Annotated in this window: 11 protein-coding genes; 3 read left to right on the top strand and 8 right to left on the bottom strand. The window is 67.6% G+C overall.

Annotated features, from left to right (window positions below):
• Positions 1-131: 131 nt before the first annotated feature.
• Together cysG and cysK are read left to right on the top strand one after the other, a co-directional pair.
• Entirely contained in the window at positions 132-1,583 is a 1,452-nt protein-coding gene (gene cysG, locus BMZ17_RS01645; protein WP_093134511.1) for a siroheme synthase CysG, read from the top strand.
• Between the two features lie 35 nt (positions 1,584-1,618).
• Entirely contained in the window at positions 1,619-2,578 is a 960-nt protein-coding gene (gene cysK, locus BMZ17_RS01640; RefSeq protein WP_093134506.1) for a cysteine synthase A, read from the top strand.
• An 83-nt stretch (positions 2,579-2,661) separates the two neighbouring features.
• Here cysK and BMZ17_RS01635 read toward each other — a convergent pair whose 3' ends face one another.
• The 8 genes from BMZ17_RS01635 to BMZ17_RS01600 all read right to left on the bottom strand — a co-directional run bounded on the left by BMZ17_RS01635 (position 2,662) and on the right by BMZ17_RS01600 (position 13,816).
• Complete coding sequence (locus BMZ17_RS01635; protein ID WP_093134502.1) at positions 2,662-3,543, bottom strand: glycerophosphodiester phosphodiesterase family protein; 882 nt, start codon at positions 3,541-3,543, stop codon at positions 2,662-2,664.
• Positions 3,544-3,551: 8 nt separating this feature from the next.
• Positions 3,552-4,583 (bottom strand): purine-nucleoside phosphorylase, encoded by a 1,032-nt coding sequence (locus BMZ17_RS01630; RefSeq protein WP_093134498.1) that lies wholly within the window; start codon positions 4,581-4,583, stop codon positions 3,552-3,554.
• 176 nt (positions 4,584-4,759) lie between these two features.
• On the bottom strand, positions 4,760-7,126 hold the full coding sequence (locus BMZ17_RS01625) for a TonB-dependent receptor (RefSeq protein WP_093134493.1): 2,367 nt from the start codon (positions 7,124-7,126) through the stop codon (positions 4,760-4,762).
• Positions 7,127-7,244: 118 nt separating this feature from the next.
• Complete coding sequence (locus BMZ17_RS01620; protein ID WP_254775163.1) at positions 7,245-8,342, bottom strand: purine-nucleoside phosphorylase; 1,098 nt, start codon at positions 8,340-8,342, stop codon at positions 7,245-7,247.
• Positions 8,343-8,401: 59 nt separating this feature from the next.
• On the bottom strand, positions 8,402-9,499 hold the full coding sequence (locus tag BMZ17_RS01615; protein ID WP_093137985.1) for a nucleoside hydrolase: 1,098 nt from the start codon (positions 9,497-9,499) through the stop codon (positions 8,402-8,404).
• A gap of 47 nt (positions 9,500-9,546) precedes the next feature.
• Positions 9,547-10,977, bottom strand: a complete 1,431-nt coding sequence (locus BMZ17_RS01610; protein ID WP_093137986.1) for an adenosine deaminase family protein — start codon at positions 10,975-10,977, stop codon at positions 9,547-9,549.
• 172 nt (positions 10,978-11,149) lie between these two features.
• A complete protein-coding gene (locus tag BMZ17_RS01605; RefSeq protein WP_093134488.1) occupies positions 11,150-12,454 on the bottom strand; it encodes an NCS2 family permease in 1,305 nt (434 codons plus the stop codon).
• Between the two features lie 330 nt (positions 12,455-12,784).
• Entirely contained in the window at positions 12,785-13,816 is a 1,032-nt protein-coding gene (locus tag BMZ17_RS01600) for an MBL fold metallo-hydrolase (RefSeq protein ID WP_093134484.1), read from the bottom strand.
• Positions 13,817-13,943: 127 nt separating this feature from the next.
• Here BMZ17_RS01600 and BMZ17_RS01595 point away from each other — a divergent pair, with 127 nt between their 5' ends.
• Positions 13,944-14,438, top strand: coding sequence for a methyltransferase family protein (locus BMZ17_RS01595; RefSeq protein WP_093137984.1), 495 nt, complete (start codon positions 13,944-13,946; stop codon positions 14,436-14,438).
• Positions 14,439-14,451 lie beyond the last annotated feature (13 nt).

The raw sequence follows: 14,451 nt of genomic DNA, 5'->3' as shown, positions 1-14,451 counted from the left end.
GGGGGTGAACGACTGTAAGCGCTCTCGATGCGCCCGCTTATAACGTAGGGTTATCTGAACGCAGCGGCAAGTCATTTCCGATGGTCATAAGCGGCGCGTAGCGTCGTGGCCCTTACCCGTTGGACCGTCCCGTGAGCGCTGCCTTGTTCCCCTTGTTTGCTGACCTGCGTGGCCGCGCCGTACGCGTGGTCGGCGGCGGCGCGGTCGCCGAACGCAAGGTCGAGGCCCTGCTGCACGCCGGCGCTTTGCCCCGCATCGGCGCCCCCGAGCTGACCCCGCGCCTGGCCCAATGGGCCGCCGAAGGCCGGGTGCAGTGGGACCTTGGCACCTTCATCCCTGACTGGCTGGAGCAGGTGTGGCTGGTGATCGCCGCGACCGACGATCACGCGGTCAACCGCGCTGTCGCCGATGAGGCCGAAGCGCGCCGCCTGCTGGCCAACGTGGTCGACGATGCCGAGCTGTCCAGCTTCCAGGTGCCGGCGATCGTCGAGCGCGGCGAGCTGCAGATCGCCATCTCCAGCGGCGGCCACGCGCCGATGGTCGCGCGCCACATCCGCCGCCAACTGGAAACGCTGCTGGACGCCTCGTGGGGCGAACTGGTCGCCCTGCTCGGCCGCCAGCGCGCCCGTATCCGCGCGCGTTTCCCCGAGATGGGCGAGCGCCGTCGCTTCTTCGAACAGCTGCTGGCAGGCGCCGTGCCGCGCCTGCTGCGCCAGCGCCAGAACGACGCCGCCGAGGCAGAACTGCAGCGCGCCCTCTCGCTGGCGCCCAACGCACCAAGCATCGGCACCGTCACCCTGGTCGGCGCAGGTCCCGGCGATGCCGGCCTGCTCACCCTCAACGCGCTGCGCGCGATGAACGAGGCGGACGTGATCCTGCACGACCGCCTGGTCAGCGCCGAGGTGCTGGCGATGGCCCGCCGCGATGCCACCCGGATCGAAGTCGGCAAGTCCGCCAAGGGCCACAGCACCCACCAGGACGACATTCACGCCCTGATGCTGGAACACGCCCGCGCCGGCAAGCGCGTGGTGCGGCTGAAGGGCGGCGATCCGTTCGTGTTCGGCCGCGGCGGCGAAGAGCTTGAGATCCTCAAGGCCCACGGCGTGCCGTTCGAAGTGGTGCCCGGCATCACCGCGGCGCTGGCGTGCGCGGCGTACTCGGGCATTCCGCTGACCCATCGCGACCATGCCCAGGCCGTGCGCCTGGTCACCGCGCACTGCAAGGACTCGCTGGACACCCTGGACTGGCAGGCGCTGGCGCAGGAACGCCAGACCCTGGCCGTCTACATGGGCGTGGCCGGGCTGGAAACCTTCCGCGACAAGCTCATCGCCCACGGCCGCGCGCCGACGATTCCCTTCGCGCTGGTCGAAAACGGCTCGCGTCGCGAGCAGCGCGTGGTCACCGGCACCCTGGCCGACCTGCCTGAAACCGCACGCGCCTTCGACGTGCGCTCGCCCGCCTTGCTGATCCTGGGCGAAGTCACTGCCCTGGCCCACACGCTGCACTGGTACGGCGCCGCGCCGCTGACCGCGCCTGCACACGCCTCCAACGCCGCGGCGCACACGCTGTCGCGCGCCGCCTGAGCCTTCCCCCTTTTCGTTACGGAGATCCGTCCCACATGGCCATCTACGACAACATTCTGGACACCATCGGCAACACGCCGGTGGTCAAGCTGCACCGCCTGGCGCCCGCGCACACCAGCGTCTACGTCAAGGTGGAATCGTTCAACCCGGGCGGCTCGGTCAAGGACCGCCTGGCGCTTGCGATCATCCTGGACGCCGAGGCTAAGGGCCTGCTCAAGCCCGGCGATACCGTGGTCGAGGCGACCTCCGGCAACACCGGCGTGGCGCTGGCGATGGTCTGCGCGGCGCGTGGCTACAAGTTCGTGGCAACCATGGTGGAAACCTTCTCCATCGAGCGCCGCAAGCTGATGCGCGCCTATGGCGCCAAGGTGATCCTGACCCCGGCCGCCGAGCGCGGCAGCGGCATGGTCCGCAAGGCGAAAGAGCTGGCCGAGCAACACGGCTGGTTCCTGGCCAGCCAGTTCGCCAATCCGGCGAACCCGGCCTACCACCGCAACACCACCGCGCCGGAAATTCTGCGCGACTTCGCCGGCAAGCGCCTGGACTTCTTCGTCACCGGCTGGGGCACCGGCGGCACGCTGACCGGCGTGGGCGAAGTGCTCAAGGTCGCCCGCCCGGAAACCAAGATCATCGCCACCGAACCGGCCGGCGCTGCGCTGCTGAAGGGCGACGAATGGAAGCCGCACAAGATCCAGGGCTGGACCCCGGACTTCGTGCCGGACGTGCTCAACCGCGAGGTCTTCGATGAGCTGTTCACCATCGACGACACGCGTGCGATCGAGACCTCGCGCAGGCTGGCGGCCGAAGAAGGCATCTTCGTCGGCATCTCCGCCGGCGCCACCGTCGCCACCGCGCTGGAAGTGGCCGAGAAGGCTGTGCCCGGCTCGGTGATCCTGGCGATGCTGCCCGACACCGGCGAGCGTTACTTCTCCACGCCGCTGTTCGCCGACATCAACGAGGGCAGCGACGACGACTGGCTGGCCGGCCTGCCGTAAGCCACGGCTGTTTCATCTGCCTCACAGCACACGGGCCGCTGGATGCGGCCCGTGTGCGTTCTGGCAGAAGTGAAACCTTCGCCTTACTTGATCGTCTCGGCCGCGCAGACCGGGTTGTTGGTCACCAGGACGTCGATGTGCTGCTCGTCGAGATAGTCGTGGTAGGCCTTGCAGCCCTTTTTCCCGACCTTGTCGGCCAGCGTGTCCACGCCAGCCAGCACGTCCTTGTTGACGTCGGTGACGACCACGGCGCTGGCCGCCTGGACCATGCCGTAGAGCTTGCTCTTGGCGGTGTTGGAGACGTACATCGCCAGTGGGCGTGGGCCGGCGATGCGGCGGTAGTAGTTGATGTCCGACTGGTTGGTCACCAGCACCGAGACCAGCACGTCCGGTGAAGCCTTCAGCGCCTCGGCCGCGCGACCGCGATCGAAGGTCAGCAGGATCGCGCGGTTGATCAGCTTGCGTTCGTTCAACAGCGGCACGACCTTGGCCGCCGGCGTGCCCTTGAGGTCCAGGATCAGCATCACTTCCGGCGTCTGCGTGGCCCAGTCCAGCACCTGGGTCAGGCGCGGCAGCGCCTCGCCGGTGGGCTGGCCCTTGCCGTCCTTGAGCCGCAGCTTGTCCAGCGCCTGGCTGTCCTGCGCGGCCAGCGGGCCGGTGCCGGTGGTGGTGCGGTCCAGGGTGTCGTCGTGCAGCAGGTAGAGCACGCCGTCCTTGCTGGTGGCCAGGTCCATCTCCACGCCGATCTGGCGGGTGGCCACGGCCTGCATCTGCTTGAGGCTGTTCTCGGCCTGGTCGGCCGAGGCGTGGCCGCGGTGAGCCACGATCAGCGGCCGCTGGGTCAGGCGCGCCTGCGGCAGTGTGTTGCCCTGGAGCATCTGGCCGAAGGCCGGCGCGGCCAGCAGCGCGCTGGCGAGCACGCCCAGCAGCAGGCGCTTGGTAAAGGTGGAAGCAACAACAGGCATGGCATCACTCAGTCTTTGGGCACGCCACTGGACCAGGCATCCCAGTGCTGCAGGATGTCGGCCGCCAGCGCATGTCCGACGCGGTAGGCGTTGTGGGTGGACGGCAGGAAACCGCCCGACTTGGTCGACAGCGAGGTGCCCACATCCTGGCCGGGCGCTTCGCGGTCGAAGTTGGAGGCCGTGCGCAGCAGGGCGATGCGGCCGAACTGCAGCAGGCCGGCATCGGCGCCCCGCTTGAGCGCGGTCAGGCTGGCATTGTCCTCCATCTGGGTCGTGCAGTAGTTGCCCCGGCCATCGGTAGTCAGGCTCACGTAAGCCTGCATCGCCTGGGCGATGCGCGTGCCATGCCAGTAGGTGTCGCTGGTCAGGGTGTCGCAGATGCTGACCTTGGGCGCGCCGTGACCGGCCGCCTGCGGGTACTGCAGCCGGTAGGCCTTGGCGGCGTCGCTGTCTTCCAGCGGCACGTTGGCGCTGAGCGCGTAGGCCTTCTGCAGCAGGGCCTCGTCGAGCTGGAACAGCTCGGTGCCGGTCTTCCAGGCGCTCTTTTCGCCCGGCGCCTTGGCGCCCAGCATCAGCAGGTTGGACGACCAGCCGGCCGGCTGCTGGCGCGGATCGATCATGTGCAGCAGCCCGCCGTCAATGGCATAGCGTGCCCAGTGGGCCGAGCCCAAGGTGCCGTCGTCCGGGTCCACGCCGCCGATGCCGGCGATCAGGAGGTACGTGTTTCGCAGGTCGAACCTGCCCGACTGCACCAACGCGCCAACCGAGCTGGCGGCATTGGCCAGGCCCATGTCGGTGGTCATCAGGCACAGCCCCGCCGCGGTACACGACACCTTGGGGTACTGCGGCGACAGTCCCGGCACCGCGATCTCGGTGGTGAAGTCTTCCGCCGCGCGCCAGGGCGCGGCCTCGGGCGCGAACATGGTGATCACCATGACCTTGGGCGCCAGCGGCGCCTGCGTGGCGGCAGGCAAGGCGATTGCGGCCACGGGCAGCGCCAGCGCGGCGGCGGCGATCAGCGAGGAACAGGAGATGGACATGGGCGGGCTCCGGGGTCTGGATCCTGGATAAAACAATGCCTGCAGACCACCACGCGCACGCGGCGGACTGCAGGCATCGACGAGAAAAGTGCGCCCTGCAGCGGCGAACCGATGCAGGGCGGGGCGCGGGGCGTGCAGCCGGTGAAGCGCTGCACGCGACCACGCGGTGTTGCGTGTTACAGATCGAACGAAGCGCCAACCGTCACCATGAAGGTGCGGTCCTGCAGCAGCTGGTACGAGTCGGTGCCGGACGAGCGGTAGGTCGTCACGCTGGAGGCCCAGGTGAATGCCTTGCGGTTGTCCAGGTTCCAGATGTTGAACTTCACGTACGGCTTCTTCAGCCAACCCGCATCGGCGAAGTTCCAGCCGCCGTTGAGGTTGATGGTGGTGTAACCGCCGGCATGGGCGGTGTTCTCCCAGTCGGCGTAGATGTCGCTCATCACGTTGGCACTGACGCTGGCCCAGGCCGGTCCCTGGTTGTAGTTCACGGCCACGTAGCCGACGTTCTTCGGCGCGTTGACCATGATCTTGCCGTCGGTGTCGTACGTGGTGGTGCCGATGGTCAGGTCATCCTTGATCTCCGACTTGTTGTACGCGTAGGAGGCGTAGGTGGACCAGTTGTCGTTGAACTTGTAGCTGATCTCGCCGTTGATGCCGTACACGTCCACCTTGTCCAGCACGGTGTAGACCGAGGCCTTGCTGACCGGGTCGGTGCCGCTGACCTGCTTGTTCTTGAACTTGCTGGAGTACAGGTCGACCATCGCGCTGACCTGGTCGCCGTAGAAGCGCCAGCCCAGGTCCGCCGTCCACGAGGATTCAGGCTTGGGCTTGATGGTGCTGCTGGCCAGGGCCAGTTCCTCGGCTGCGGCCTTGCTGTAGAAGTAATTCAGCGCCGCGGTGTTGATCGGCGCGCGATAGGCCTGGCCGATGCCGAAATAGAACTGGTTGCGGTCATCGAGCTGGAACTTGACGCCGCCGGTCGGGGTGAACTTGTTGTACTTGGCCTCGCCCGCGCCGGTGACTTCACCCAGGCTGGTGCCCACGGTGGCGATGCCCGAGTCCGGCAGGTTGGTGTACCAGCCCTTGCGGTTGACCCAGGTGTAGGCGCCGCCGAGCGTAACGGTCCACTGGTCATTGGGCGTCCAGGTGTTGGTTGCGAAGACACGCTTGGTATCGGTGATCGAATACGAGCGATAGGTCTGCAGCGCGCTGCCATTGGCGTAGGTCAGCATGTCGACGTTGTCCTGGCCCCAGAGGTTCGACGGGTCGCCATCGACGCTGGTCGGCATCAGGTTGCGGCTCTGCTGGTTGCGCGGACGCTCATACAGCGCACCGAACTCCAGGCTGTCATTCAGGCCGAAATCCTGCTTGAACTTGACCTGGATACCCGGGCGATAGGTGTCGGAGGTGAACATCTGGTAGACCGGCACGCTGCCGTCGGTGGTATCGCCGTCCTTGTTGGCATCGACGCCGCCGTAGGCGCTTTCGCTCTGCGTGGTCCCGCTGCCGCCGCCGCCTTCGCCGTAGACCATGTACGGCACCACCGACAGGTGCAGCGAGTCGGTCAGGGTGAACTCGCCATCCAGGCTGAGGATCCAGCTGCGGAAGGGGTTGGTCTGCATGTACGCATAGTTGCCCGGCGCCGAGGCGGTGTAATTGCCGTCGTAGCCGAAATGGTAGTTCTGCGCGGCCTGGGCCTTGGTGACGTTGCGGTAATTGTTCTTGAACTCGCGGTTGTACTGCAGCGAACCGGTGATCGAGTTGTCGTCATCGATGGTCCACACCGACTTGGCGTCGATCTTGGTGACCTTCGACTTGCCGCTGCCACGCCACAGGTTGGTCTCGTTGTTGGAGAAGGAGATCCACGAACGCAGCGGGCCGGTATCGCCGGTGTTGTAGCGCAGGAAGGTGCGGTGGTAGCCATTGCTGCCGGCGCTCTGGCTGAAATCCAGGCCCGCATCATGGGTCGGATCGACCGTCACCCAGGCGATGTTGCCGCCGGCCGCGCCGATCACCGGCGAGGTCACGCTGGGATAGCCCTGCTCGACGGTGATGTCGCCCATGTTCTCCGTATCGCCGTACTCGGTGGCGTACATCTTGTAGTTGCCCGAGTCGTTGATCGGCACGCCGTTGACGGTCACGCCCACCTCATCCGGTGGGTAGCCACGCACCGAGAAGTTGCCGTCATTCAGGCCGGTCACGTCGTTGGTGGCCGACACCGCGCCCGGGATGCTGCTCAGCATCTGGGTGAAGTTGGCGCCCGGCGCGGCCTTGAGGATCGCTTCACGGCCGATCGTGGACACGGCCTTGGGCGCGTCCTGGACCTGCATGTTGCCGCCGCCCAGCGAGAGCGTCTGGCCGGAGACCTTCACCGTATCCAGCTGGCGCGCACGCTGGGTGGCGTTGGAGTTGGTGGTGTTGGAAGTGGAGGTCACGCTGGTGCGTTGGGCGGTGTCGGTGCCCGTCGCGTCCTGCGCGAACGCAACGCCGGCGGACGCATATAGTGCGGCCGTCACGGCGAGGGTCAGGATGCCTTTGTTCATGTGGGGAGTGCCTGTGTGGGTAAGGTTGAGCGAAGGAAAACGCCAGCGACCGGTGTTCTGTGCATCCCGGCTGCCGTTTGGGCCGTTCCATCGACCCGACTGCCTGCAACGTCCTGCTTTACTGCGCCTGCTTGCCCGCACCGGGCAGTACGTGTTCGTACTGGTTCCAGTGCTGCAGGATCTGGTGGATCACCGGGACGCCGACCCGGTAATTGGCTTCGTATGCGGCGACTTGGCCCGGCGTTTCATCGCCGATGGTGGCCAGCGGGTCCTGGCCCGGCGGTGGCATGGACGGATTGCTCGCGGTGCGCAGCACCAGCACGCGCTGTGGATCGACGAAGCCCATCAGCCCGTAGCGCTTGATCATCTGCGCGGCGTTCTGGCTTTCCATGTTGGTCATGACGAAGCGGCCTTTGCCGCCGGTCCACAACTTCACCCAGTCCTCGGCCCACTGGTTGCGCATGGAGCCATGCCAGTAGCGCTTGCTGCCCAGGGTTTCGCCGAGGATCACCTGCGGGGCTTTAAGCGCATTGGGAAAGCCGATCCACGCCTTGCGGCGCGCGGCCAGCTCGGCGGTGTCGGGGATCTTGACGTCCTTGGTCAGGTCGAACGCCCACTGCACCAGCGACGGATTGAGCGTGTAGGCCATGCCCAGCTGCTCGGGGCTTTCCACGCTGCCGAAACCGTTGGGATCGGTCGGCAACGCGTTGGGCGTCATCGCACCGATCGCGAAGAGGCCATACGGCCAGTCCTTCGGAATCTGGCGATCGTCGAACTCGCGCAGCTGGTCGCCGTTGACCACCCAGCGCGCCCACGCGGCGCTGCCGACCGAGACTTCATTCGGATCGCCGCCGGAGATGCCGGTGAACAGCCAGTAGGTGTGCGTGAGATCGAAGCGCGGATCGATCACGAACGCGTCCATGTCCTTGAGCATCAGGCCGTATAGGCCATCGGCATTGCGCCGGATCGGGTGCTCGGCACCGCGCACGGCGATGGTCTGGTCCAGGTGTTCGCGTTCGACCCAGAACTGGTATTCGCCCGGCTTGTCACCGGTGTCCTGGCCGTTCTCGAAATTGGCAACTACCACCATCTTCACCGCGATGCGCGCGCTCGGCGTGGCCACCGCCGGCACCGCCGGTTCTGCGGCCTGCGCCAGCTGTGCAACCAGCGCCAGGCCGGTGATGGCCAGGCCGCGGCGGAACTTCATCAACGACATTGCAACTCCTGGGAACGGGAAAACGTCGACGCGCCGCGCGCGCCGTGCAAGGACAGGTTTCATGGCACCGGCGCACCGACGGCGCGCGGCTGCGGCCGGGTCAGCAGCTGCGACATCAGTGCTTCGAAGCGCGGCACGTCGATCTGGCGCACCACGGTTTCGCGCTGCTCGCCGACGCCCGGCGCATACGGCGGGCTCCAGGAGAGGATGTCGCCGTAGCCGGCGCCGTGATCGATGTTGGTATCGACCATCAGGTCATCCGCTTCGATGATCAGCGTCGGATCCAGCCACACCGCCACGGCCAGCTCGTCCCACAGCGGGAAACCGGTCTGGCGCTTGGCGATGGCCTTGGCGATCGGCGTCTGCGCGGCCGACATGCGCTTGAGCAGCGCCGGCGTCACTTCAGTGGCGGTGGAAGGATCGGCCGGCACCATCACGATCTTCTTCCACGGCGCGCGCATGACGATGCTGGCGGCCTCGGGATCGAAGCGGATGTTGAACTCGCGCCGCGGCGTGTTGACGAACTCGCGCGCGAACTGCTTCGCCGCATCGCTGTCCAGTACCTGGCGCGGCTCCAGGCTGCCGCCCATGTAGATCAGTTCTTTCGCCAGCGTGGCGAACTGGGGATCCAGCTTCTGCGCGAGCGCCAGGTTGGTCAGCGGGCCGGTGGCGATGATCGTCACCTGGCCCGGATGCGCGTGGACCATGCGCAGCATGAAGGTCGCGGCCAGCTCACTCGACGCCTTGACCACGCTCGGATTGCCGAGCTTGAGGTCGGGCACGATTTCAGGGCCGTGGTACTGCGGATCGGCCTGGAAGTTGTCTTCCACCCAGTGCTTCATCCACGCGCCTTTCCACACGAGCTTGCCGTACAGCGCTTCCCAGCGCTCGGTCTCGGCCTCGGTGTTGACCAGCGGATAGATCGCGCCCTGCACCGCCGGCACGTCGGGATGCCCGGTGATTTCCAGCATGCGGCGCGCATGCGCGGTGGCATCGGTGGCCCAGGCGTTGCCGCTGACCGTGGTGAAGCCCAGCACCTGCACGTCCGGCGCCTGCAGCGCCATCACCTGCGCAGGCGAAAAGCCATCCAGGTCATCGTCCAGGATCACCAGCTTCTTCTCGGCAGCGAGCGACGGCAGCGCGCAGGCCAGCGCCATGCACAACGCCGCGGCCTTCAACATCGGCTTGACCACGGGCGCGCGCATCAGTGCGTGCCCTTCAGGATCTGCGTTTCGAACGCAGCGAAATCGCGCTCCAGCTGCCACTGCATCCGGGCCTTTTCGCTCTGCTTGAGCAGCGCATCGCAGCGCGCGTCAGGCTTGCTGGCATTCGCACGCAGGCTGGCTGCGCAGGCCGCGCCGGGCGCGATGCCGTCGTCGTTCCACAGGCTGGCGCCGGGGATGAAAGCGTAGGTCAGGCCGTTGCGCGCGATCTGCTTGAGCGTGGCGTAGTCCACGCCCTGCTCCTGCACGGCGCGCTGGTATTCGTGGGTCATGTCGCTGCGCGAAACGCCTTCATCATCGGTGGACAGCACCACCGGCACGCCCGCCGCCAGGTACATCAGCAGCGGATGATCGCGGCCCTTCACCCCGAGGATGCCGTCGTTGCTGGAGAGGTTGATCTCCACCGCGACGTGCTGCGCCTTCATCTTGGCCAGCAGGCCGGCAGCATCGTCCTCATAACCGATGTCCACGCCGTGGCCGATGCGCCTGGCGCCGGCCTCGACCGCATCGCGGATGTGGAAACGCAGGTCCGCCGGCGGCACCAGGCCCAGCGCCAGCTCACCGGCATGCAGGGTCAACGGCACGGTCGGATAGCGCGTGGACAGGAAGCGGAACATGTCCATGTGCAGGCGGTAGTCGGACAGCGCGATCGGGTTGTCTTCCGGCGCGACGATGTTCACCGCGGCGAAGTGTTCCGGATCGGCCTGTACCAGCGCATAGCCCATCACCATCTGGCCGAACACCACCGGCGGCGGCAGGATGCGCAGCACGTAGGGCACGTAGCGATAGCGCACGTTGCAACCCGGGCTGGCGTCGGCCTGGCCGCAATGCATCAGGTCGCGCACCTGCGCATCGAGCGTGCCGAAATCCTCGCGCGCCGCAGCAACCAGTGCGGGCAGTTCGCCCTGCAGCGGCGCCAGGTCGGCAGCGAAGTCCTGTGTGTTCCAGTCCAGCTGCTGCGCGCGCTTGCCCAGCGCGGCGGCCTGCGGCGGATTGGCGATGAGTTCGACATACGGCACGCGATCGCGCGCGGCCTGCTCCAGGGTCACCACCACGGCCTCGGCGCGATGGCCGACGCCACCGAAACGGGAGAAGGTGCTGAAGAACTGGTCGTGCCCCGATGCGGCCGCGTTGCCCGGCACGAAGTTGCGCATCGACAGCGCATCGACCGTCGCCGAGTAGAACGCCGCATCGCGCTTGGCCAGTCCGCGCGCCGGCACCTGACCTTCGCCACACGGCGGCGGCGAGAGCTTGTGGTCGACCACGGCGATGCAGGCGTTTTCCGCATCGGCCCAGCGCAGGAAGTCCTCCGCGTAGACGCTGCCGCCCAGGTGGTTGTGCAGGTCGCCGCCCTTGGGCATGGCCTGGAGGAACGCGCGCAGCTTGGCGCCGTTGTCGCTCAGGCCCCGCATGACCTCGCCCACGCGCGCCTGGTCCGAGCGCGCCGCGCCCGCGCCATCGGCGGCCAGTGCCACGCCCGACAGCGCGCAACCCAACACCGCGCCCACCCACAACAGCCTGCTGACTACCACGTGCCTTGATCCCCTTGTGTCATTGAGTTCAGTGTCCCCACACCGTCTCGCGCTACAGCGCGTAGCGCAGGACGAAGAGCGCGGCGACCACCCAGGTGGCCACGTGCACGCCGCGCCAGCGGCCGGTGCCCAGCTTCAGCAGCGCATGGCTGACGAAACCCAGGGCCAGGCCGTTGGCGATGGAATAGGTGAAGGGCATGCCCAGCGCGGCCAGGCAGGCCGGCATGGCTTCGGTAACGTCGCTCCAGTCCAGGTGCACCAGCTCGCGCAGCATCAGCCCGGCCACGTAGATCAGCGCCGGCGCGGTCGCATACGCCGGGACCATGCCGGCCAGCGGCGAGAACAGCAGGGCGAGCAGGAACAGCGCGGCCACCGTCAGCGCGGTCAGGCCGGTGCGGCCGCCCGCCTGCACGCCCGCGGCGCTTTCAACAAACGCGGTGGTGCTGGAAGTCCCCAGCAGCGAGCCGGCCAGCACCGCGGTGCTATCGGCCAGCAGCGCGCGGTCGAACTGCACGCGCTGCTCCGGCTTGCCCAGCAGCCCGGCGCGCTGGGCAACGCCAGCCAGCGTGCCGGTCGCATCGAACATCTCCACCAGCAGGAACACCAGCAACACGTGCAGCAGCGCCATGGCGCCGCCGTGCTGGGTCAGCGCGCCGGCGATATCCAGCTTGAGGAAGGTCGGCGACAGGCTCGGCGGCAGCGCTATCAGGCCGGCGTAATGCACCTTGCCCAGCAGCAGGCCGGCGCCGGTCACGGCCAGGATCCCGATCAGGATCGCGCCGCGCACGCGCAGCGCATCCAGGATGCCGATCAGCACCAGCCCGCCCAGCGCCAGCAGCGGCTCGGCCGTGTGCAGGTCGCCCAGGGTCACCAGCGTGGCCGGGCTGTCGACCACCAGGCCGGCGCCCTGCAGGCCGATGAAGGCCAGGAACAAACCGATGCCCGCCGCGATGCCACTACGCAGCGACTGCGGAATGCCATCGACCAGCCAGCGTCGCGCCCCGGTCAGGGTCAGCAGCAGGAACATGCAGCCGGAGATGAAGACCAACCCCAGCGCCTGCGGCCACGGATAGCCCATCGCCCCGACCACGGAGAAGGCGAAGAACGCGTTCAGGCCCATGCCCGGCGCCAAGCCGATCGGCCAGTTCGCCAGCAGGCCCATCAGCAGCGAGCCCAGCGCAGCGGCCAGGCAGGTCGCGACGAACACCGCGCCCTTGTCCATGCCCGCGGCCGAGAGGATGTCCGGGTTGACGAAGACGATGTAGGCCATCGTCAGGAAGGTGGTGAACCCGGCCAGCAGCTCGGTGCGGACCGAGGTGCCATGCTCGGCCAGGCGGAAGCCGGACCAGCCCTTCATCGGGCAGCGCTCGCGCGATCCAGGCGGCGCGGCGCGCGCTGGGCCTGCAGCGGACGGCAGGCATCGAGGGATGCGGGTGATGCGACGGGCATGGCAGGTCCGGGGCAGGCAACAGCAACGAAGGGCGCCGGCACCTTCGTCAGCCTGCCCGGAGGCGGCGATCAGCCCAGGTGGAACTTGCCCCTGGCTTTCGCGCGTCGTCGGGTGACCGGCAATGCTGCACAGCAGCAACCGGTTTTCACATGGAAATTACGAATTTGCAAGATTCATTTCTTTTCGGAATGTGTCAACGGTGACAAAAAGCGTCGAACGCCGCCGAAATGCCCATGTTTAAGGCAGTAGCACCGTGTCGCCCTGCTCCGGGAACAGGAAGCGCACGCCCAGCCGGCTGCCGTCGGCCAGCTGCTGGCGGATCAGGCTGCGCGGATCGCGCCCCGCCACCAGGCTGGGTTTGATGTGCCCGACCACCACCGGCAGGCCCGCCAGCGGCTGGCGGCCGCCGGTCGTGGTCGCCAGCGCGTCCAGTTCCTTCAGCAGCCAGGCCGGGGTGAGATGGCCGAACAGCTGGGCATCGGCCACGTCGTTGGGCAGCGAGACCTCGATCTGCAGCCCCTTGAGCCGGTGCGCACGGACCAGCGGCGCCAGCACCTGCCAGATGTCGGCCAGCCGATGCTGGCCGCCGGACAGCGCATCGGGGCCGGTATCGCCGAAGTAGGCGTAGTAGGCCTGGCCGGTGCGCAGCAGCACCATCGAAGAGGTCAGCTTGTCGTGCGACAGCGGATACACGCTGGCCGACAGCGCCGTGCCTGGAATCTGGAACCACTGGCCCGGCACCGTTTCAGTCAGCCGATAGCGGCCCAGCGCCGGCGCCGCGCCGCGGTCGGCGAAGTTCGGCCAGGCCGTCCAGTTGAAGTAGTCGCGGCTCAATGAATCCAGGGTCGAGGCCAGTCCATAGATCGGCTTGTGCCCGGTGTCGTCGGTGGCGGCAATCAGCAGGCCTTCGACATGGTCCAGGTGCGCATGGCTGATGAAGTAGCCGGCGATCGCCTCGCGGAACACCTGGCCCTGTGGCGTGGCGTCCTGGCCAGGCGGCAGATCGGCGAAGGCGCCCTTGTCCAGCGCGCGTGCGATGCCGGGCAGCACCGTGCCCGCATCCAGGCCCAGGTAATGCGCGTCGCCGCGGGCGCGGACCAGGTAGGACGAGAGATTGCCGTCCTCCAGCCCGCCGGCCACGCCCAACGCGACCAGCTCGAAGTTTTCTGCCTGGCCTGTCGGTGTCTGCGCCTGTGCGGCCCATGCGCCAAGCAACAGCACGGGCGCGAACAGGCACGAGAGGAGGCGATGACGCAGGGAGGGCCGCATGGCATGGCTCGGAACTGGGGGCCTGCGAGTGTAAGCGCCGCGTTTGCCGGACACGTGGCCGCAGCGCCCACGCTAAGATGTCGCCATTGCATTCAATGGATGACCGCAGGGCGTGCTGGAAGAACGGATGACCGACCGGGTGGCTGCCGGACGCGCGCGTGCCCCCTGGCTGGTACGCACGACCTCGCCGCTGCATTTCCTGGCCGCCTTCGGCCTGGCGGCATGGCTGCAATATGCCCTCGCCCTGCCCTTGCCGCGCGACACGCCGCTGCTGGCCATGCAATGGGCCGGCTCGCTGCTGGCGGCCGCCGCCCTGCTGCTGGCGCTGACCTGCTTCGCCCTGTTCGCCATGCGTCGCACCACCATCCTGCCCAGCCAGCAGCCGTCCACGCTGGTGGTGCGCGGCCCATACCGGCTGAGCCGCAACCCGATGTATGTCAGCCTGGTGCTGAGCTACATCGGCCTGGCCGGCTACCTGATCGTGCCGTGGGCGCTGCTGCTGATGCCGCTGCCGTGGCTGGCCCTGCAGCGAGTGCTGATCCCGTTCGAGGAAGCGCGCCTGCGCCGCGAGTTCGGCGTCGCCTATGAGCTGTACTGCGCGCGCGTGCGACGCTGGCTGTAGCGACACCCGGCGC

The sequence above is a fragment of the Pseudoxanthomonas sp. GM95 genome (assembly GCF_900109775.1).
GTDB lineage: Bacteria > Pseudomonadota > Gammaproteobacteria > Xanthomonadales > Xanthomonadaceae > Pseudoxanthomonas_A.
Note: the sequence above shows the minus strand (reverse complement) of the source record. Positions and strands in the feature narration are given on the sequence as shown.